This is a genomic window from Arenimonas sp. (genome assembly GCF_035721105.1).
Taxonomy (GTDB): Bacteria; Pseudomonadota; Gammaproteobacteria; order Xanthomonadales; family Xanthomonadaceae; genus Arenimonas.
Genome location: NZ_DASTNG010000039.1, coordinates 1 through 19,165 on the forward strand (window position 1 = coordinate 1; position 19,165 = coordinate 19,165).

Here is a 19,165-nt window from a genome sequence, read left to right on the forward strand (position 1 = left end):
GTGCCCACGCCGGCCCCGCCGGCCGCGCGCCCCGCCGCGCCCGTGGTCGCTGCGCCCACCGCCGCAGAACCGAAGCTGATCAGCGCCCCGCCGCCGCGCTACCCGCTCACCGCGATGCGCCGCAAGCTCGAAGGCCAGGTCACGCTGGAGTTCACCGTGCAGGCCGACGGCAGCGTGTCCGGCGCGCGCGTGATCAGCGCCGATCCCCCGGGCGTGTTCGACGAAGCCGCGCTGGTGGCGGTATCGCGCTGGCGCTTCGAGCCGCTGCCGCGCGCGGTGACCACGCGCCGGCAGCTGCAGTTCAAGCCCTGAGTCCTGGCGGCGCCGGCCGCCGCGGGCGCAACGGCGGACTCAGCCGTCGGACTGCGCCGAGCGCTTGAGCTCGAGCTTGGCGATCGTGGCGTTGTGCACCTCGTCCGGCCCGTCGGCCAGCCGCAGCGAGCGCGCCGCCACGTAGAACTGCGCCAACGGGAAATCGTCGCTGACGCCGGCACCGCCGTGGGCCTGGATCGCCCAGTCGACGATCTGCTGCGCCATCTTCGGCGCGACGACCTTGATCATCGCGATCTCGCGGCGGGCGACCTTGTTGCCGACGGTGTCCATCGCCTGCGCGGCCTTCAGCGTCAGCAGTCGCGCCTGCTCGATCAGGCAGCGCGATTCGGCGATGCGCTCGTGCCAGACCGAGTATTCGCCGATCGGCCGGCCGAACGCCACGCGCGTACGCACGCGCCGGCACATCAGTTCCAGCGCGCGCTCGGCCAAGCCGATCAGGCGCATGCAGTGGTGGATGCGGCCCGGCCCCAGCCGGCCTTGGGCGATCTCGAAGCCGCGGCCCTCGCCCAGCAGCAGGTTCGTCGCCGGCACCCGCACGCCCTCGAGCGCGATGTCCATGTGGCCGTGCGGCGCCTCGTCGTAGCCGAACACGGTGAGCGGCCGGATCACGCGGATGCCCGGCGCGTTCGCCGGCACCAGGATCATCGACTGCTGGTGGTGCACGTCGGCCGCGGGGTCGGTCTTGCCCATCACGATGAACAGCTCGCAGCGCGGATCACCGGCGCCGGACGACCACCACTTGTGGCCGTCGATCACGTAGTCGTCGCCGTCGCGGCGGATCGAACACTGGATGTTGGTGGCGTCGGACGAAGCCACGTCCGGCTCGGTCATCAGGAAGGCGGAGCGGATGCGTCCGTCGAGCAGCGGATCGAGCCAGCGCGCCTTCTGCGCCTCGGTGCCGTAGCGCTCCAGCGTTTCCATGTTGCCGGTGTCGGGCGCCGAGCAGTTGAACACCTCAGGCGCCCAGGGCACGCGGCCCATCACCTCGCACAGCGGCGCGTACTCGAGGTTCGACAGCCCTTCGGGCGCGCGCTCGGAGCGGGGCAGGAACAGGTTCCAGAAGCCGGCCTGGCGCGCCAGCGGCTTGAGCTCCTCGATCACCGGGTTCGGCGTCCACGGGTTGCCGGCGGCGCGCGCGCGCTCGGCCTCGGCGCGGTAGCGGGCCTCGTTGGGATAAATGTGGGCGTCGAAGAACTGGCCCAGGTCGCGCAGCATCGCCTGCACGCGCGGGGAATAATTGAAGTCCATGGCCATCCTGGAATGAGGGGATTCGCCTGCCCCGGCAAGGGCTTGCGGCGACTGTGGCCAGCCTAGGCCGCGCCGGACCGGGCTGGCAAGGGCGGCCGCGCTTGACATGCAAATGCGAACTATTATCATCCAAGCCGAACCCGCTTCCGGAGCCCGCCATGAACCTGCCGCCCCTGCCCGCGCCGACCGCCGCGCCCAGCGCCGAGCCCGTGGCCCACGACCTGCCGCTCGCCTTCGACAGCCGCGAACTGCTGCGCGGCGTGCGCGAAGTGCTGATCCGCCACGCCGGCCAGGTCTACCGGCTGCGCCACACCCGCAACGACAAACTCATCCTGGTCAAATAACCCCTGCGGCGACGGGGCTGGCAGAATGGCCCTTGGTCGAAACGAGGGGCCCGCGTGATCGAGATCCAAGGACTGTCTTTCGGCTACCGGAGGACCACGCTCTACCAGGCCTTCGACCTGGACGTCACGCGCCCCGGCGTCTACGGCCTGTTCGGCCGCAACGGCAGCGGCAAGTCCACCCTCCTCAAGCTGCTGTCCGGCCTGCTGTTCCCCGATGGCGGACGCATCACCCTCGGCGGCCGCGAGCCGCGCCGGCGCCAGGCCGAGTTCCTGGCCCAGGTCTACCTGGTGCCGGAAGAATTCCACCTGCCCGACCTGAGCCCCGACGACCTGCTGCGCACGCACGCCGGCTTCTACCCCCGGTTTTCGGCGGCCGCCTTCCGCGACTACCTGGCCGAGTTCGAGCTGCCGCATGACCGTCGCTTCGGCGAGATGAGCCTGGGCCAGAAGAAGAAGGCGGTGATGGCCTTCGCGCTGGCGACCTTCACCCCGGTGCTGCTGCTCGACGAGCCCACCAACGGCATGGACATCGTCGGTCGCGACCAGTTCAAGGCGATCGTCGCGCGCCCCGAGCAGCGCGAACGGATCATCGTCATCAGCACGCACCAGGCCCATGACCTGGAGCGGATCATGGACCACATGCTGTTCATCGACGCCGCCACGCTGGCGCTGTCGGCGACCCGCGAGGAACTGGCGCGCGCCCTGGTCATGGGCGTGGCCGCCGACGACGCGGCGCTGGCCGCCATCCCCGGCCTGATCCACCACGAAGCGCTCGGTGCGCAGCACGCCTATGTGGCGCGCAATACCGGCGACGCCGCCGGCGCGGTGCACCTCGAGCTGCTCTACAAGGCACTGAGCCTGAAGAAGGACGGCGTGCTGGCGGCCCTGAGCGCTTCAAAGCAGGAGGCAAGCCATGTTTGACCTCGCCCGCTTCCTTCGCCTGGCGCGCGCCCAGTGGTCGGAACAGCGCCGGACCTGGCTGTGGTTCCTGGGCGTCACGCTCATCCTGCACTTCGTGCTGCTGCTGATCGACGTCCTGCTGTCCGACGAGATCGGCCGGGACCACAGCTTCACCCACGCCGGGCAGATGGGCATCTACTTCCTGGGCCTGGTCGTGACGGCGCCGGTGTTCGCGGGGCGCTACTTCCTGGCCATGGCGCGGCCGGAGTCCGCCGGCGTGCTGCTGATGCGCCCGGCCTCGCTGTTCGAGAAATGGCTGCTGGCGGCGGTGGTGGTGCTGGTGGCCTACCCGTTGGCCTATTCGCTGCTGTTCAACGTGCTGAACGTGCCCATGGCGCTCTACGCGCAGGCTGCCCACGAAGCGCTTGCCGCCAGCCAGCCCGTGGACTCGCGAAATGCGGAGATACTCGGCGGGATGGACTACCGCGTGTTCCTGCCGTGGCAGGCCTTCGAAGAAGACGGCGCCTTCGCAACGATCTTCCTGATGCTGGCTTCCGCCCAGGGTTTCGCCGTGCTGGGCAGCCTGTACTTCCGGGCGATGCCCTTCATCAAGACGGTGCTGGCGGCTTTCCTGCTGCTGCTGGCAATCATCCTGTCCAACAGCCTGGTCGGTAGCCATGGCCGGCCCTTCCTCGAATTCTGGGGCAGCGAGCCGCTGCAGGATTGGCGCCACGCCTTCCTGGCCCTGGCGTGGTTTGGCGTCCCGGGCCTGCTGTGGCTGGCCAGCTTGTTCGCCCTGCAAGAACGGGAGGTGGCGTGATGAAGCGAACGCTCGCGACCTTCTTCGCCGCGTTGGCGCTGTTCCTCACGGCGCTTTGGGTGCCCGGGGATCCGCGCGACGACACCCTGTTCCTGCCGCTGGACCTGACGGGCGTAGAGATCATCGAGATCCAATCGGTGCGCGAGGTGACCGTCGAGCTGGACGCGCTGCTGGCGCCCGGCGTCAGTTATCCGATCGAGACAGGCAGGGGCATTTCGGCACGCCGCGACGGCGAGCGCCTGGTGCTCGCGTCGACGATCCAGGGGTATGCGCCCGTAACCGTGAACCTGCCGCCGACCGTGCATCGCCTGGTCGTGGAAAATGCCGAGATCCATGCGCGGCAACCCGTGGACAGCATGATGCTGGAGGTCCGCGGGCGCCTGTACTGGATCGGCGATGCGCGGCAGCTGGACGTGGACCATCGGGGCAAGGCGCCGTCGCGCCCCTCCCGAGGCAACGAACGGTTCGCTGCGTACGCCTTCTGCGACACGCAATGCGACGGCTGGATGACCATCGGCCCGGGCCGCATCGGCCGCCTGGTCGCCAGTAGTGCGCGTGGCCATATGCTGCTGGAGCATAGCGACGACATCGATTCGGCGTTCCTGCACCTGGGCGCGGACGCGACGTTCTCGATCGGAAATGCCACGCGCCTGCCCAACCTGGTCCTGGAACCCCTGGATTCCCCGGCCGCCCCTCCGGCCGACAGCGAGACCCCCACGCCATGATCCTGCTCGAAACCGTAGAACACCAGACCGGCCCCGAGCCGCGCTGGTCCATCCTCTGGCTGCACGGCCTCGGCGCCGACGGCCACGACTTCGCGCCGATCGTGCCCGAGCTGCTGCGCGCCGGCTGGCCCGAGCTGCGCTTCGTGTTCCCGCATGCGCCGGTGCGTCCGGTCACGATCAACAACGGCGCCCGCATGCGCGCCTGGTACGACATCCGTAACCTCGAGATCGACCAGCGCGCCGACGAACAGGGCGTGCGCGAGTCGATCGCCCAGGTCGAGGCGCTGATCGCCCGCGAGGTCGAACGCGGCGTGCCGCCCGAGCGCATCCTGCTGGCCGGGTTCTCGCAGGGCGGCGCCATCGCGCTGGCGGCGGGCGTGCGCCGCGAAGCCGCGCTGGGCGGCCTGGTCGCGCTGTCCACCTACCTGCCGATGGCGTCCACCACGGCTGGCGAGGCGACGAAGGCCGGGCTGGGCACGCCGGTTTTCATGGCCCACGGCCAGCTCGACCCGGTGGTGCCCGAGTCGCTGGGCCAGCGCAGCCGCGCCGCGCTCGAGGCGCTGGGCATGGCCATCGACTGGCACGTGTACGCGATGCCGCACAGCGTCTGCGCCGACGAGATCCGCGACCTGGGCGACTGGATGCACCAGCGCTTCCTCGCCGGCTGAACCCGGCGCCGGCCTCGGGCATACTTCCGGCATGAAGCTCCTGCTCGTCGACGACGAACCGCTGGCCCGCCAGCGCCTGGCCGCGCTGCTGCGCGAGCTCGGCGGCCAGGACGTGGTGGGCGAGGCCGGCAACGGCCGCGAAGCGGTCGAGCAGGCCGAGGCCCTGGGCGTCGACTGCGTGCTGCTCGACATCGCCATGCCGGTGATGGACGGCCTCGAGGCCGCGCGCCACCTGGCCGACCTGGCCCAGCCGCCCGCGATCATCTTCTGCACCGCCTTCGACCAGCACGCGCTGGCCGCCTTCGAGGCCGCCGCGGTCGACTACCTGGTCAAGCCGGTGCGCCGCGAACGCCTGGCCGAGGCGCTCGAGCGCGCCCGTCGCCAGCTCGCCGCCCGCGTGCCGACGCCGCGCCTGCCGGGCGACGCCGAGCGCCGCCGGAGCCACCTCAGCGCGCGCCTGCGCGGCAGCCTCCGCCTGATCCCGGTCGAGGACATCCACTACCTGCAGGCCGAGGAAAAGTACGTCGTCGTGCACCACGCCCGCGGCGAGGACCTGATCGAGGAGTCGCTCAAGTCGCTCGAGGCCGAGTTCGCCGACCGCTTCCTGCGCATCCACCGCAACTGCCTGGTCGCCAACGACGAGTTCGCCGAGCTGCGCCGGGCGCCCGACGGGCAGGTGCACGCCATCCTTCGCAATTCCAAGACCCCGCTCGAAGTCAGCCGGCGCTGCCTGCCGCTGCTGCGCGAGCGGCTCAAGCATCTCTGAGGGGAGAGACCCGATGCCGACCATCCGCCTGGCCACCCGCGAAAGCGCGCTGGCGCTGTGGCAGACCCACCACGTCGCCGAGCGCCTGCGCACCGCGCATCCCGGCCTCGAGGTCGAACTGGTGCCGATGACCACCCGCGGCGACCAGGCCATTGACCAGCCGCTGGTGGAGATCGGCGGCAAGGGCCTGTTCCTGAAGGAGCTGGAGGTGGCGATGCTGGAGGGCCGCGCCGACGCCGCCGTGCATTCGCTCAAGGACGTGCCGATGGAACTCGACGGTCCGTTCGAGCTGCCGGCCATCCTCGAGCGCGCCGATCCCTTCGACGCCTTCGTGTCGGGCAAGTACGAGGCCTTCGAGGAGCTGCCGTTCGGCGCCCGCGTCGGCACCTCGTCGCTGCGCCGGCAGGCGCTGCTGCGCGCACACCGACCCGACCTGGTGCTGGTGGACCTGCGCGGCAACGTCAACACGCGCCTGGCCAAGCTCGACGCCGGCGACTACGACGCCATCGTGCTGGCCTGCGCCGGCCTCGAGCGCCTGGGCATGGGTGACCGCATCCGCGAGCGCCTGTCCGCGCCGCGCTTCATCCCGGCGGCCGCGCAGGGCGCCGTGGTGGTGGAGTGCCGCCAGGGCGACGCCGCCATCCGCGACCTCGTGGCCGTGCTCGACCATCCCGAAACCCGCGCCTGCGTCAGCGCCGAACGCGCCATGACCCGCGCGCTGGGCGGCAGCTGCCATGTGCCCATCGCCGCCTTCGCCACCCTCAACAAGGACCGGCTTTCGCTCGAAGGCCTGGTCGGCGACGCCAAGACCGGCAAGACCGTGCGCGGCTATGCCAGCGGCCCGATGTCCGAGCCCGAAAAGCTGGGCACCCAGGTCGCCGACATGCTGGTGTCCCGCGGCGCCGACGCCCTGCTCCCCTGACCTCGTTGCACCCCTGCTTCCTGTAGGAGCGCCTTCAGGCGCGAAGCTTTACGCCGAAAAGCTTCGCGCCGGAAGGCGCTCCTACAGGTTGGCGGCTAGTAGTAGAGGGTGACGATATGCCGCGCTTCGGCGAAGAACAGCCAGCGCTCCACCATCGCGCCCACCAGCGCACTCAGCGCGGCCAGGCCCAGCAGGGCCATCGCCAGGCCCGGGAAGACCAGGGTCATGGCGCAGGCGGCCGTCGGCACCACGGCGAACAGCGCGACCGCGAGCTTGCGCAGGCGACGCGAATGCTTCCGCGCCAGCACGTAACCCATCTCGGTGGTCAGGTAATTCGCTTCGGTATGCGGCCGTTCGAAAACCGTGGCGCTGCGATCCGCCGGCAGTCCCAGGGCGGAGGCCCGCGTCGCGGGCAGGGCGCCACGGTCGATGTCGCGCCAGTAGCGCCGCTTGCCGACCGCCAGCAGGAGGGCCAGCATCAGCAGCGCCAAGACCCGCAAGTCGCCCGGTGACTCCACGCTGGCCATCGCGGCCGTGCACGACAGGCCGCCGGTGAGCAGGGCGAACCCCAGGTAGACCGGCAGGACTGCGCGATGCGTCCAGGCCGGAATCGGGGTCAACGAGGCGTAGATCATCGCGGTGCAGCCCACCGTCGCCAGCGAGCCGACGGCCAGCAGCATCAGCAGCCAGGGTTCGAACGCGGCAGGCAGGTGCAGGCCGGGCACGACGCCGCTCGCCAGCCCCAGCCAGGGCAGGAAGCAGGCGAGCGCCAGGACGCCTTCGCGCGACAGCCAGCTGCTGCGCCACTGGCTGAGCGCGCGCCACGATCGCAGCGGCTTGCCCAGGTGCAAGGTGGAGCTGAGCAGGCCGACCACTACCGGCACCACCGCCGCCACCAGCAGGACCAGGTGCGCCGATGCGCTGTCCGTGCCGCGGTTGGACAGCAGGGTCAGCGCGGTCCAGATCCACAGCCCGTAGCCCAGGCCCGACAGCGTGGTGAAGAAGATGACGGAGAAGGCCGGATGCATGTCAGCGGCTCAGCGCGCGGTCGAGCCAGCGCAGCAGGGGGTTGAGTTTCGAGGTGTCCAGCGCCTCCTCCGGCGCGGCCGCGGCTTCATCCGGCGGGCCGGCGCGGCGCTCGCGCTGCGGCAGGTAGCGGTTCACCGGGGCGTAGCCGAGCTCGGGCATCAGCGCCACGCCGCCGCGCTCGACCACCAGTTTCGACACCGCCGAGTCCGGGTCGCCGAGGTCGCCGAAGTGCCGCGCCTTGGTCGGGCAGGCCTGCACGCAGGCCGGCTGGCGCGAGGCCTCGGGAATGGTTTCGTTGTAGATGCGGTCCACGCACAGCGTGCATTTCTTCATCACGCCCTCGACCGCGCTGTACTCGCGGGCGCCGTAGGGGCAGGCCCAGCTGCAGAGCTTGCAGCCGATGCACTTGTCCTCGTCCACCAGCACGATGCCGTCCTCGGCGCGCTTGTAGCTGGCGCCCGTGGGGCAGACCGTGACGCAGGCCGGCGTGTCGCAGTGCAGGCAGCTGCGCGGGAAGTGCAGGGTGGTGGCGGGCTGCGCGGGCGTGGCGGCGACTTCGTACGAGTGCACGCGGTTGAACCACACGCCGCTCGGGTCCTTGCCGTAGGGCTGCTCGTCGGTCAGTGGACCGGCGATGCCGCCGGCGTTCCACTCCTTGCACGACACCGCGCAGGCGTGGCACCCGACGCAGGTGTCGAGGTCGATGACCAGGCCGAGCTTCTTCTTACCGGGAGGGGCGAGCGTGGTCATCAGAACGGGAAGAACCTCGGGATGAAGTAGATCGACATGCCCCAGAACAGCAGGTTCAGCGGGATGCCCATCTTCATGAAGTCGACGAAGCGGTAGTTGCCGGCGTTGTAGACCATGGTGTTGGTCTGGTAGCCCACCGGCGTGGCGAAGCTGGTGGACGCCGCGAACAGCACCGCGACCAGGAAGGGCGTCGGGCTGACGTCCATCGACACCGCGGTGGAGTAGGCGATGGGCGTGATCAGCACCGCCGCGGCGTTGTTGCTCATCAGCTCGGTCAGCAGGGCAGTAATGAGGTAGACCGCCGCCAGCACCGCCAGCGGTCCGAACCCGCCGACCCAGTTCACCGAGAAGTCGGCGACGCCCTGCGCCAGCCCGGACTTCTGCATGGCGATGCCCAGCGGCAGCACGCCGGCCAGCAGCACGATCACGCGCCAGTCCACGGCCTGGTAGGCCTGGTCGTTGCCGATGCAGCGGGTCGCCACCAGGGCGATGCCGCCCAGGATCGACGACGCCACGATCGGCAGCCAGCCCAGCGCGGCGGCGCCGATGGCGGCGGCCATGATGCCGATCGCCAGCAGCGCCTTGCTCCTGGGCGGATTGGCTTCGCCCCGCTCGTTGAGCACCACCAGGTTCTGGTTGGCGCGGATCGCGGCCAGCTCGGCGTGCGGGCACAGCAACAGCAGCACGTCGCCCACGTTGAGGTTGACGTCCTTGATCTTCTCGCGCAGCACTTCGCCGCGGCGATGCACCGCCAGCACGGTGGCGTTGTAATTCCACTGGAAGTCGAGCTCGCGCAGCGTCTGGCCGATCAGGCGGGCGCCGGGCGCCACCATGGCCTCCACCAGCACCTGGGCGGCGTCGCCGTCTTCGCCGGTGAACTGGCTGTCCTGCAGGGTGAACTCGGGCTCGAGCTCGAGCTTGGCGCTGTCCTTGAGCGCCTTGAGCTTCTCCCAGTCGCCGCGCACCAGCAGCACGTCGCCCTCGCGCAGGAGCTCGGCGCGCGGCGCCCAGTGCTTGTCCTCGCCGCGCAGCAGCTCGAGCACGTACACCGAATGCTTCTCGGCCAGCTGCGAGGTGGCCACGGAGCGTCCGATCAGCGGCGACTCCGGCATCACCCGCAGCTCGGTGATGTACTTGCCCAGCTCGTAGGTTTCGGTGATGCCCGACGGCGGATGGTGCGGCAGCAGCCAGCGGCGGAACACCATCAGGTAGGTGAAGCCCGCGGCCATGGTCACCAGGCCCAGCGGCGCGAAGTCGAACAGGCCGAAGCCTTCGTGGCCCAGGTCCTTGGCCAGCGAGTTCACCAGCAGGTTGGTCGAGGTGCCGATCAGGGTGCACACGCCGCCCATCTGCGCCGCGTACGACAGCGGGATCAGCACCTGCGAGGGCGAGCTGCGGTTGGCCGCGGTCGCCGCCAGCACCAGCGGCAGGAAGACCGCGACCGCCGCCGTGTTGTTGACGAAGGCCGAGATCGGCCCGACCACGAACATGATCAGCAGCATGAACAGCCAGGGCCGCTTCACCCGCCCGAACAGGCGGCCCACCGACAGCAGCGCGCCGGTGTGCGCCAGCCCGGCGCTGAGCACGAACATCGCCGCCACCGTGATCGTCGCCTCGCTGCTGAAGCCCGACAGCGCCTCGGCCGGCGTCACCAGGCCCAGCACCAGCAGGCTGGCCAGCACCAGCATCGCCACCACGTCCACCGGTAGTTTCTCGGTGACGAACAGCGCCACCGCGCCCACCAGCACCAGCAGCGTCAGCAGGGCATCCATTTCCATGCTCAGGAGGTCCTGAAGTCGGCGCCGTAGCGCAGGGGGCGGTCGTCGCCGGGGCCGTCGCCCAGCGACGGGAACTGCGGCAGGCTGGCGTCGTGTGCGGCGGCCTTGTGCAGGCGCACGCGCAGGTCGAACCAGGCCGCCTGGCCGGTGACCGGGTCGGCGTTGGCGTAGCCGCCGCCGGGCAGCTGGTCCGAGATCAGGTGGTTGAGCAGGAAGCCCTTGCGCGCCTCGGGCGCGTCCGGCGCCAGCTTCCAGGCGCCCCGGCGCTTGCCGATGGCGTTCCAGGTCCACACGGTGTCGGGCTGCACGTTGCCGACGATCCGGCACTGCACGGTGATGCGGCCGTGGTGCGAGTCCACGTGCACCCAGTCGTCGTCGGCCAGGTCGTGGCGGGCGGCGGTGCCCGGATGCAGGTACAGGAAGTTGCGGGCGGTGATCTGCCGCAGCCAGGCGTTCTGCGAGCCCCAGGCGTGGTACATGAACGGCGGTCGCTGGGTCACGGCGCTGAGCGGGTACTGCTGTAGATCCAGGCGCGCGCCCTCGAAGGGCTCGTACCAGGTCGGCAGCGGGTCGAAATAGGTGGCCACGCGTTCGCGCTCGGCCTCGGGCGGCTGCACCGGGCCGTGGCCCTGCGCCGCCAGCCGGAACTTCTGCAGCGTCTCGGAATACAGCTGCAGCACCACCGGCTCGGCCTTGGCGATGAAGCCCATCTGCTGCGACCACTGCAGGTAGTCGCGGTTGGCCATCTTGAAGTAGCGGCCCGCGGCCGGCACCGGCGCTTCCCAGAAGCCGCCGTGCTCGCGGTAGCGTTCAAGCTGCCCAGGATTCGGCGGGCCCTTGCCGTGCTGCGTGCCGTCGCCGCGCCAGCCGGCCAGCAGGCCGACGCCGGGCGCGCGTTCGTGGTTGAGGATGTAGTCGGCGTAGTCGGCGTAGCGCGGGCTGCCGTCGTCCTTCACCAGCGCCGGCAGGCCGATGCGCGCGCCGAGGTCCAGCAGCACCGACTGGAAGCCGCGCACGTCGCGGCCTTCGCGCTGCGTCGCCGGGTCGAGCACCGGGTGGCGGATGGCGTCGGCGGCGTGGTCGGCGTCCGAGATCGGGCGGTCGAGCAGCGAGATCGCGTCGAAGCGCTCGAGGTAGGTGGTGTCGGGCAGCACCAGGTCGGCGTAGGCGACCATCTCGCTCGAGTACGCGTCCGAATAGATGATCTTCGGGATGCGGTATTCGCCGTCGGCGCCCTTGTCGGTCAGCCAGTGCATGGTCTCGGCGGTGTTCATGGCCGAGTTCCAGCTCATGTTGGCCATGAACAGGAACAGCACGTCCACCGGCTTCGGGTCGGCGGCCCAGGCATTGCGGATCACCGTGTGCAGCATGCCGTGCACGGCCAGCGGGTAGCGCCAGGAATAGGCGTGGTCGAGCCGGCGCGGCTGGCCGTCGGCGTCCACCAGCAGGTCTTCCGGCCCGTGGATGAAGCCCAGCGGCGGCGCATCGAGCGCGCCGTTGGGCTGGCGCGCCTTGCCGGGCCGGTTCGCCGGCGGGATCGGCCGCGGGAACGGCGGCTGGTAGCGGAAGCTGCCCGGCGTATCGACCGCGCCCAGCAGCAGCTGCAGCAGGTGCAGTGCGCGGCAGGTGTGGAAGCCGTTGCTGTGCGCGCTGATGCCGCGCATGGCGTGGAAGGAGACCGGCCGCCCGACCATGGTTTCATGGCGCACGCCGTGGCTGTCGGTCCAGGGCTGGTCGATCACCACCGGCGCATCGAAGGCGGCCGCGGCCAGCTCCCTGGCGATGCGGCGGATGGTGGCGGCGGGGATGCCGCAGCGCTCGGCCACGGCCTCGGGCGCGTATTGCGGGTCGAGGTAGCGCTCGGCGACGAGCTGGAAGGCGGGCACGGCGCGGCGGCCGTCGGGAAGGGTGACGTCGCCGACGATGGCCGGGGAGATGCCGGTGGCGTCGGCGGGGGCGGGCGCGCCGGGACGCTTCCCCTCTCCCCAACCCCTCTCCCCCGAGGGGAGAGGGGCTTCAGACGCCCTCTCCCCTTGGGGGAGAGGGCTGGGGAGAGGGGAGCCCTTCGCCGTATCCCAACAAAGCGCCCGCCCCTCCGGATCCCGCGCGAACAACCCGTCATCCGCCCCGCCCGGATTGCGAACCACCAGCCAATGCGCATTCGTGTAGCGCACCAGGTAATCCAGGTCGACCTTGTCGGCCTTGAGCAGCTCATGGATCAGCGCAAACGCAAACAGCCCGTCCGTGCCCGGCCGGATCCCGATCCACTCGTCGGCGATGGCGCCGTAGCCGGTGCGCACCGGATTGACCGCCACCACCTTGGCGCCGCGGCCCTTTAGCTTGCCCAGCCCCAGCTTGATCGGGTTGGAGTCGTGGTCCTCGGCCACGCCCCAGAGCATCAGGTACTTCGAATGCTCCCAGTCCGGCTCGCCGAACTCCCAGAAGCTGCCGCCCAGCGTGTACAGCCCGCCCGCGGCCATGTTCACCGAGCAGAAGCCACCGTGCGCGGCGTAGTTGATGGTGCCGTACTGCTGCGCCCACCAGCCGGTCAGTGCCTGCGACTGGTCGCGGCCGGTGAAGAAGGCCAGGCGGTCGGGGTCGCGCTCGCGGGTCTCGCGCAGCCAGCCGGCGGCCAGGGCGAGGGCCTCGTCCCATTCGATCTCGCGGAACTTGCCTTCGCCGCGCTCACCGACCCGCAGCAGCGGCTTGTCCAGCCGCGCCGGCGAGTAGTGCTGCATGATGCCGGCCGAGCCCTTGGCGCAGAGCACGCCGCGGTTCACCGGATGCGCGGGATTGCCTTCGATGTAGCGCACCCGGCCTTGGCGCAGGTGCACGTTGATGCCGCAGCGGCAGGCGCACATGTAGCACGTGGTCTGCTTGACCACGTCGCCCACGGGTTCGTGCAGTTCGAGCACCGGATCAGCCATGGGCGCCATTGTGCCGGTCGCGGCCGTCCGCGGCGAGGGCCGCGGCGGCCGGGTTCAGCCCGGCGGCTGGATCTTGATCGCGGCGCTGTTGAAATCGCGGTAGCGGATCCGCGAGCGGGTGGCCTGCCCGCCCTCGCCGCTGCTGACATCCAGCTGCAGCACCAGCCCGGACTTGGCCGACACCCAAGCCACCGTGGTGGCCTGGCCGTTGCCGCCGCGTGCCGCCGTCGGCGCGCCGGGCATGGCCGACGGCGGCGCGACGTCCTGCACGTAGCGGAACTTGCGCACCGGCTCGCCGTCCAGGCTGTCTTCGCCCAGGTCCTCGACCGCCATGCCTTCCTGCAGCTTGCGCAGGAAGGCTTCGTCCCGGTACTGCGAGGTCATGCTGTCCATGGCCATCGGCAGCTGCATGGTCCGGCCGCCGATCTGCATGTAGCCCTGGTCGCCGATCACGACCGTGGTGGGGCCGTTGGGGATGCTGACGCGGTAGCGGTCCGGGGCCTGGAACTCGAGCCGGGTGACGGACTGGTGGGGTTCGAGCAGTTCGATCTCGGCGCGGAAGCTCTTGAGGGCCAGGAAGGCCTGCCAGGCCTTGAACAGGTCTTCCTTGGCGTCGGCCCGGGCCGGGACGGGCGCCAGGGCGAGCAGCAGGGGCAGGAGCGCGAGTGAAGCCAGGAGTCGGCGGGGCATGGGGGGACTGTCCTTCGCTTGGAGGCAGGATGCGCCGGTGCCATTCTAGGCACACCCGCGAACGACTGGAAATCATCGATGGACCGCTACGAGCGCATCCTGGCCCTGCACCGCAGCCTCAAGACCGCACGCTACCCGGTGCCGATCAAGGGACTGATGGAGGAGCTGGCCTGTTCGCGCGCCACGCTCTACCGCGACATCGCCTTCCTGCGCGACGCCCTGGGCGCGCCGATCGAAAGCGAGGGCGAAGGCAGCATCCGCTACGACCAGAAGGAAGCCGAGCGCTTCGAGCTGCCGGGGCTGTGGCTCAACTCCGACGAGCTGCACGCGCTGCTGGCCGCGCACCAGCTGCTCGACCGCACCGGGCAGGGCGTGCTTTCCAGCGCGCTGGCACCGCTCAAGGGGCGCATCGAATCGCTGCTGGCCCAGCAGGCCGGTGGCCAGCGCTGGCCGGTCGAGCGCGTGCGCGTGATCGCCAGCGGCGTGCGCCGGCGCGACGAGCTGGCGTTCCGGCTGGTGGCCACCGCGGTGCTCGAGCGCCGGCCGCTGGCCTTCGACTACCTGGCGCGCTCGACCAACGAGCGCACCCATCGCAAGGTGTCGCCGCAGCGGCTGACCCACTACAAGGACAACTGGTACCTCGACGCCTGGGACGAAGACCGCGAGGGCCTGCGCAGCTTCTCGGTCGACCGCATCCAGCACGCCAAGCTGCTCGACGGCACCGCCCGCGACCTGCCCGACGCCGAGCTCAACCAGCACCTGGCCTCGAGCTACGGCATCTTCTCGGGTACGCCCAAGGGCATCGCCACCATCGTGTTCTCGGCCAAGGCGGCGCGCTGGGTCGCGGACGAGCACTGGCATTCGAAGCAGGAGGGTCGCTTCCTGCCCGACGGCCGCTACGAGCTGCGCCTGCCCTACAGCAACGCCAAGGAGCTGCTGATGGACGTGCTGCGCTACGGCGCCGACGCCGAGGTGACGGCGCCCGAGTCGCTGCGCCAGCAGGCGCGCACCTTGCTGCAGCTGGCGCTGTCGTCCTATGAGCGTTGAGGTCGTCGCGGGGCGCGCGGCGGCGCCGGGCAAGCGGGTCGCGCTGGTGCTGGGCGCCGGCGGCGCCCGCGGCATCGCCCACGTCGGCGTGATCCAGGCGCTCGAGGCCCGCGGCTATTCGATCGCCGGCATCGCGGGCTCGTCGATGGGCTCGCTGGTGGGCGGCATCTACGCGGCCGGCCGCCTGGACGAATACAGCGAATGGGCGCGCGGCCTGCAGCGCGGCGACGTGCTGCGGCTGCTCGACTTCGCCTTCGGCTACCCGGGCCTGATCCGCGGCGACCGGGTGATCGGCGCGCTGCGCGAGCTGGTCGGCGAGCACCTGATCGAAGCGCTGCCGATTCCCTATGTCGCGGTCGCCACCGACCTGGTACGGCAGCGCGAGGTGTGGCTGACGCGCGGCAAGCTGTTCGACGCCATCCGGGCCTCCATCGCGATCCCGATGGTGTTCACCCCGCACGTGTTCGACGGCCGCGAGCTGGTGGACGGCGGCCTGCTGTCGCCGGTGCCGATCGCCGCCACCCGCGCCATGCATGCCGACCGCGTGATCGCGGTGGACGTGAACGGCCCGGTGAGCTGGGCCAACCCCGGCCTCGAGCCGCGGCACGAGGAGCTCGAGGCCGGCCACGGCGACGAGGACGAGGGCGCCGAGCCCGATCCCGACGGCCCGGCGACGCTGCGCGAGCGCATGGCCTCGATCTGGGAAGGCCTGGCCCGGTCGGGCAACGGCAATGGCAACGGCGACGCCAAGCCCGAGAAGAGCCGCGGCGTCATGGACCTGATGTCGCGCTCGCTCGACACCATGCAGGCACACATGTCGCGGGTGCAGCTGGCCCAGGACCCGCCCGACCTGTTGATCCAGATCTCCCGCGAAACCGCCACCTTCTACGAATTCTGGCGCGCCACCGAACTCGTCGAAAAAGGCCGCGAAGCCGCCGACCGAGCCCTCGACGCCGCCGGCCTCTAACCCACACCCGACACCGCTGGTTCAAATCAAATGAACCAGGTTCATTTGATTTACTGGAACCCGGGCTGGCCTAGCTGGTCGGGGAACTGGGGCACGCGCTGCAGCTGGGTGGGGTCGTAGCCGTAGGCGCTGAACTTCGCGCGAAGCTGCTGGTATTGGGCGTCATCCATCGCCTGGTCGCGGGCGAAGATCCAGGCCATGTTGCGCTTGGGGTGGCCGATGAGCGCCCAGGAGTAGTCCGGCGCCACCTCCAGGATCAGGTAGTCCGCCTTCACCAGCCCGCCGAAGAAGGCGATCTCCCACTGCGCGTTGTTGCTGCCGGGCACCACGGTGGCGACGCCGTTCATGGTCTTCTCGGGTTTGTCGAAGGCATTGCGGTAGGCGTAGACGTTGCCGATGCGGCCGTCGGGGCGCAGGTCGTAGATGTCGGCGGTCGCCACTTTCCCCTTCTCGGCGAAGTAGGGGATGTTGGCGATCACCCACCAGCGGCCCATGTAGCGGTCCAGGTCGACGGTGGCGGTGGTGGTCAGCGGGGGCATGGCGGTTCCTCCGGTACTGGCGCAGGCGGCCAGCAACAGCAGGCCGGGCAGGAGCAGGATCAGGGCGGCGCGGCGCATGGCGGGGCTCCGGTGGGATGTACCTCCACCCTGCGCCCCGCCGCCTGAAGCCCGCGTCAATCCGGCGGGCCGATCGTTGGCGCCTGTCCGTCGCCCGCCGGCGCCGACCGGCGGGCGCGCCCGTTCTCGCCCCATGAGACACCCCTGCGCCAGGCTGCTCCCACGCCCACCGGAGACCGCTCCCATGCCCCGACTGCCGTCCCAGACCCCTCGCCCCGACCCCGTGCCGCCGGTCCTGGCCCGCCTGCTGTGGCAGTGGCTGGTGCTGGGCGTGCTGGCGGTCCTCGTGCTGGCGCTGGTGCGCGGCCCCGGCCAGCTGCCGGCCGCGCTCTCGTTCTGGCTGCTCGCGGCGCCCGTCGCCTCCCTGGTCACGCTCCATCGCCGTTGGCTGGCGACGGCGTGGCGTGCGCGCCTCGTCCGCGCCACGCCACGCCGCCGCCCGCGTTTTGGCGCGATGCCGAAACGCAGCCCGAAGCGCGGGCAAACGCAGTTTTCGCGCCGTCTGGCGCGGCCGGGCACGCCCGCCGCGCGCGGCTGAGCGCCGGCTAGTCGCGCACGCCCAGCCGCTTGCGCTCCAGGCGGCGCAGGAACTCGGCCATGATCCGCCGGTACAGGTCCTCGCCCAGGTAGGCGTCTTCGACCCCGGCGTCGATGCTCGGGTTGTCGTTGACCTCGATCACCACCGTGCGGTCCTTCACCACCTTCAGGTCGACGCCGTAGAGCCCGTTGCCGATGGCATTGCTGGCGCGCGTGGCCAGCCGCACCACCTCCGACGGCGCCTCGCGGATCGGCAAGGTCCTGAAGCCGCCCGAGCGCACCGTGCCCTTGGCCGCGCCGGGCTTGGGCGCGTGGTCGTAGATCTGCCAGTGACCGCGCGACATGAAGTACTGGCAGGCGTACAGCGGCTCGCCGTCCAGCACGCCGATGCGCCAGTCGTACTCGGTGTACACGTACTCCTGCGCCAGCAGCAGCGCCGTCTGCTGGAACAGCTGGTCGGCGACCGTGCGCAGCTGCTCCACCGTTTCCACCCGGTGGATGCCCCGGGAGAACGAGCCATCCGGGATCTTGAGCACGATCGGCAGCCCCAGCAGGTCGGGCAGCGCCGACAGTTTTCGGGCGTCGTCGCGGAACACGATCTCGGTGCGGGGCGTGGGCAGCTTCTTGCTGCGCAACCGGTCATGCAGGTAGATCTTGTTGGTGCAACGCAGGATCGACACCGGGTCGTCCATCACCACCATGTCCTCGCGGTCGGCGCGGTGCGCGAAGCGATAGGTGTGGTTGTCGATGGCCGTGGTTTCACGGATGAACAGCGCGTCGTACTCCGCCAGCCGCGCGAAGTCGCGCTTGCCGATGGGGTCGACCTCGATGTCGAGCTCCTTGCCCGCCTCGATGAACTGCTTGAGCGCCTTCTTGTTCGACGGCGGCATCACCTCGGCCGGGTCCTGCAGCATCGCCAGGTCGTAGCGGTACTTGCGGCGCGCCCGCGGCTTGCGCCACAGCTTGCGGCTGAAGGCGTCGAGCGCGTTGGCGAACGCGTCCTCCTGGTCGTCCGACAGCGTGTGCAGCCCCGCCGGCTTGATCGAAGCGATCTGCCACACCCGCTGGCGCTCGAACTCGATCCGCAGCACGGGGCAGGGGAAGGTTTCGAACACCTGCTGGGCCAGGTCCTCCAGCGGTGCGTAGTTGGTGCGCCCGAAATACACCAGCAGCCCGAAGTCGCTGGCGTCGCGCGAGCCCTCGGGCAGGAACTTGCCCAGCTGCGTGTTCAGGTCCTCGATGTCGATGCCGTACAGCGAACGCCGCCGCAGGTCGTTGATCGTACGCACGCTGGGGATCACCTTGTGCCCGCGCGCCTCGGCCAGCAGCGACACGTAGTAGCCGGTGCCCATGTACTTGTGGCTGCGGCACAGGTTGATCACCTGCGTGCGCTCGCCCTCGGCGCCGACATCGCCGCGCAGGTAGTCGGCGGCGGCCACCACGTTGTCGGAAGGGTAGTAAGAGCCCCAGTCGGAGGGCTTTTCGACGACGATGACGAGGCGGCTCATGGCAGGGGCGTGGCGGGGGGTGGCGCGAGTGTGAGCCTTCCCGCGAACCTTGGATAGACTGCGCCGATGCCGCCCGCCCTTCGCCTCAGACCCGCCCGCGCGACCGACCTGCCGGCCCTGCTGGCGCTGGAAGCCATGTTCCCCGGCGACCGCCTGTCGGCGCGCCAGTTCCGGCACCACCTGGCCAGCCCGCGGGCGCGCTGGCAGGTCGCGGAGGAAGACGGGCGCGTGCTCGGCTACGGCCTGGTGTTGCTGCGCCGCGGCAGCGCCCGGGGTCGGCTCTACTCCCTGGTCGTCGATCCCGCCGCCCGCGGCCGCGGGCTCGGCCGCCGGCTGCTGCAGGCCGCCGAGCGCGACGCCGCCGCCGCCGGCTGCACCGGCCTCACCCTCGAAGTCCGCCAGGACAACGCCGCCGCCAACGCCCTGTACCGGCGTGCCGGCTATGACCCCGTCGCCCGCCTGCCGGACTACTACGAGGACGGCGCCGACGGCTGGCGCTACACCAAGCCGCTAGGGCTTGGGGCCTGACGCGGCCGACCGCCCGCCGGTGGATTGGCGCCGGCAGGACCATGACTTTGTGCCTACGGCG

The 19,165-nt window shown here is 70.6% G+C and carries 20 protein-coding genes; 12 read left to right on the forward strand and 8 right to left on the reverse strand.

The genetic code is table 11. From position 1 onward, the window contains the following. Window positions 1-312: energy transducer TonB (locus VFQ84_RS04895; protein ID WP_325129793.1), on the forward strand; the 312-nt coding region annotated here is incomplete at its 5' end. A 39-nt stretch (window positions 313-351) separates the two neighbouring features. Here VFQ84_RS04895 and VFQ84_RS04900 read toward each other — a convergent pair. Next, window positions 352-1,581, reverse strand: coding sequence for an acyl-CoA dehydrogenase family protein (locus VFQ84_RS04900; RefSeq protein WP_325129795.1), 1,230 nt, complete (start codon window positions 1,579-1,581; stop codon window positions 352-354). Window positions 1,582-1,739: 158 nt separating this feature from the next. Here VFQ84_RS04900 and hemP point away from each other — a divergent pair, with 158 nt between their 5' ends. Genes hemP through hemC form a run of 7 tightly spaced genes read left to right on the forward strand, consistent with a single transcriptional unit; the run spans window position 1,740 to window position 6,726 of the window. Then, window positions 1,740-1,925, forward strand: coding sequence for a hemin uptake protein HemP (gene hemP, locus VFQ84_RS04905; RefSeq protein ID WP_325129797.1), 186 nt, complete (start codon window positions 1,740-1,742; stop codon window positions 1,923-1,925). Window positions 1,926-1,979: 54 nt separating this feature from the next. Next, window positions 1,980-2,846, forward strand: a complete 867-nt coding sequence (locus tag VFQ84_RS04910) for an ABC transporter ATP-binding protein (protein ID WP_325129799.1) — start codon at window positions 1,980-1,982, stop codon at window positions 2,844-2,846. Next, window positions 2,839-3,645, forward strand: a complete 807-nt coding sequence (locus tag VFQ84_RS04915) for a hypothetical protein (protein WP_325129801.1) — start codon at window positions 2,839-2,841, stop codon at window positions 3,643-3,645. The genes VFQ84_RS04910 and VFQ84_RS04915 overlap by 8 nt, the downstream gene beginning before the upstream one ends. Beyond that, window positions 3,645-4,370, forward strand: a complete 726-nt coding sequence (locus VFQ84_RS04920; protein WP_325129803.1) for a hypothetical protein — start codon at window positions 3,645-3,647, stop codon at window positions 4,368-4,370. The genes VFQ84_RS04915 and VFQ84_RS04920 overlap by 1 nt, the downstream gene beginning before the upstream one ends. Beyond that, window positions 4,370-5,038: an alpha/beta hydrolase gene (locus tag VFQ84_RS04925; RefSeq protein ID WP_325129963.1), complete on the forward strand. Its 669-nt coding sequence runs from the start codon at window positions 4,370-4,372 to the stop codon at window positions 5,036-5,038. The genes VFQ84_RS04920 and VFQ84_RS04925 overlap by 1 nt, the downstream gene beginning before the upstream one ends. Before the next feature lie 31 nt (window positions 5,039-5,069). Next, window positions 5,070-5,804 carry a LytTR family DNA-binding domain-containing protein gene (locus VFQ84_RS04930; protein ID WP_325129805.1) on the forward strand — a complete coding sequence of 245 codons (735 nt, stop codon included), beginning with the start codon at window positions 5,070-5,072 and terminating at the stop codon, window positions 5,802-5,804. Between the two features lie 13 nt (window positions 5,805-5,817). Beyond that, window positions 5,818-6,726 (forward strand): hydroxymethylbilane synthase, encoded by a 909-nt coding sequence (gene hemC / locus VFQ84_RS04935; protein ID WP_325129807.1) that lies wholly within the window; start codon window positions 5,818-5,820, stop codon window positions 6,724-6,726. 95 nt (window positions 6,727-6,821) lie between these two features. Here hemC and VFQ84_RS04940 read toward each other — a convergent pair whose 3' ends face one another. Genes VFQ84_RS04940 through VFQ84_RS04960 form a run of 5 tightly spaced genes read right to left on the reverse strand, consistent with a single transcriptional unit; the run spans window position 6,822 to window position 13,900 of the window. Then, on the reverse strand, window positions 6,822-7,754 hold the full coding sequence (locus VFQ84_RS04940; protein ID WP_325129809.1) for a dimethyl sulfoxide reductase anchor subunit family protein: 933 nt from the start codon (window positions 7,752-7,754) through the stop codon (window positions 6,822-6,824). 1 nt (window position 7,755) lies between these two features. Beyond that, window positions 7,756-8,505 (reverse strand): 4Fe-4S dicluster domain-containing protein, encoded by a 750-nt coding sequence (locus VFQ84_RS04945; RefSeq protein ID WP_325129811.1) that lies wholly within the window; start codon window positions 8,503-8,505, stop codon window positions 7,756-7,758. Next, window positions 8,505-10,283 carry an SLC13 family permease gene (locus tag VFQ84_RS04950; protein ID WP_325129814.1) on the reverse strand — a complete coding sequence of 593 codons (1,779 nt, stop codon included), beginning with the start codon at window positions 10,281-10,283 and terminating at the stop codon, window positions 8,505-8,507. The genes VFQ84_RS04945 and VFQ84_RS04950 overlap by 1 nt, the downstream gene beginning before the upstream one ends. 2 nt (window positions 10,284-10,285) lie before the next feature. Further along, window positions 10,286-13,210 carry a molybdopterin oxidoreductase family protein gene (locus VFQ84_RS04955; RefSeq protein WP_325129816.1) on the reverse strand — a complete coding sequence of 975 codons (2,925 nt, stop codon included), beginning with the start codon at window positions 13,208-13,210 and terminating at the stop codon, window positions 10,286-10,288. 54 nt (window positions 13,211-13,264) lie between these two features. Beyond that, the gene (locus tag VFQ84_RS04960; RefSeq protein ID WP_325129818.1) at window positions 13,265-13,900 is read right to left on the reverse strand and encodes a hypothetical protein; all 636 of its coding nucleotides are present in this window, start codon (window positions 13,898-13,900) and stop codon (window positions 13,265-13,267) included. A 78-nt stretch (window positions 13,901-13,978) separates the two neighbouring features. Here VFQ84_RS04960 and VFQ84_RS04965 point away from each other — a divergent pair, with 78 nt between their 5' ends. Continuing rightward, window positions 13,979-14,947: a YafY family protein gene (locus VFQ84_RS04965; RefSeq protein ID WP_325129819.1), complete on the forward strand. Its 969-nt coding sequence runs from the start codon at window positions 13,979-13,981 to the stop codon at window positions 14,945-14,947. Continuing rightward, entirely contained in the window at window positions 14,937-15,914 is a 978-nt protein-coding gene (locus tag VFQ84_RS04970; RefSeq protein ID WP_325129824.1) for a patatin-like phospholipase family protein, read from the forward strand. The genes VFQ84_RS04965 and VFQ84_RS04970 overlap by 11 nt, the downstream gene beginning before the upstream one ends. Window positions 15,915-15,964: 50 nt before the next feature. On the opposite strand, the gene VFQ84_RS04975 is transcribed toward VFQ84_RS04970, so the two are convergent. Then, window positions 15,965-16,531, reverse strand: coding sequence for a lipocalin family protein (locus tag VFQ84_RS04975; RefSeq protein WP_325129827.1), 567 nt, complete (start codon window positions 16,529-16,531; stop codon window positions 15,965-15,967). 184 nt (window positions 16,532-16,715) lie between these two features. On the opposite strand from VFQ84_RS04975, the gene VFQ84_RS04980 reads away from it, so the two are divergent. Next, window positions 16,716-17,069 (forward strand): hypothetical protein, encoded by a 354-nt coding sequence (locus VFQ84_RS04980; protein ID WP_325129829.1) that lies wholly within the window; start codon window positions 16,716-16,718, stop codon window positions 17,067-17,069. 7 nt (window positions 17,070-17,076) lie between these two features. On the opposite strand, the gene VFQ84_RS04985 is transcribed toward VFQ84_RS04980, so the two are convergent. Next, window positions 17,077-18,576, reverse strand: coding sequence for a RimK family protein (locus VFQ84_RS04985; protein WP_325129831.1), 1,500 nt, complete (start codon window positions 18,574-18,576; stop codon window positions 17,077-17,079). A 66-nt stretch (window positions 18,577-18,642) separates the two neighbouring features. Between VFQ84_RS04985 and rimI the strand changes: the two genes are divergently transcribed. Further along, window positions 18,643-19,104 (forward strand): ribosomal protein S18-alanine N-acetyltransferase, encoded by a 462-nt coding sequence (gene rimI, locus VFQ84_RS04990; RefSeq protein ID WP_325129833.1) that lies wholly within the window; start codon window positions 18,643-18,645, stop codon window positions 19,102-19,104. Window positions 19,105-19,165 lie beyond the last annotated feature (61 nt).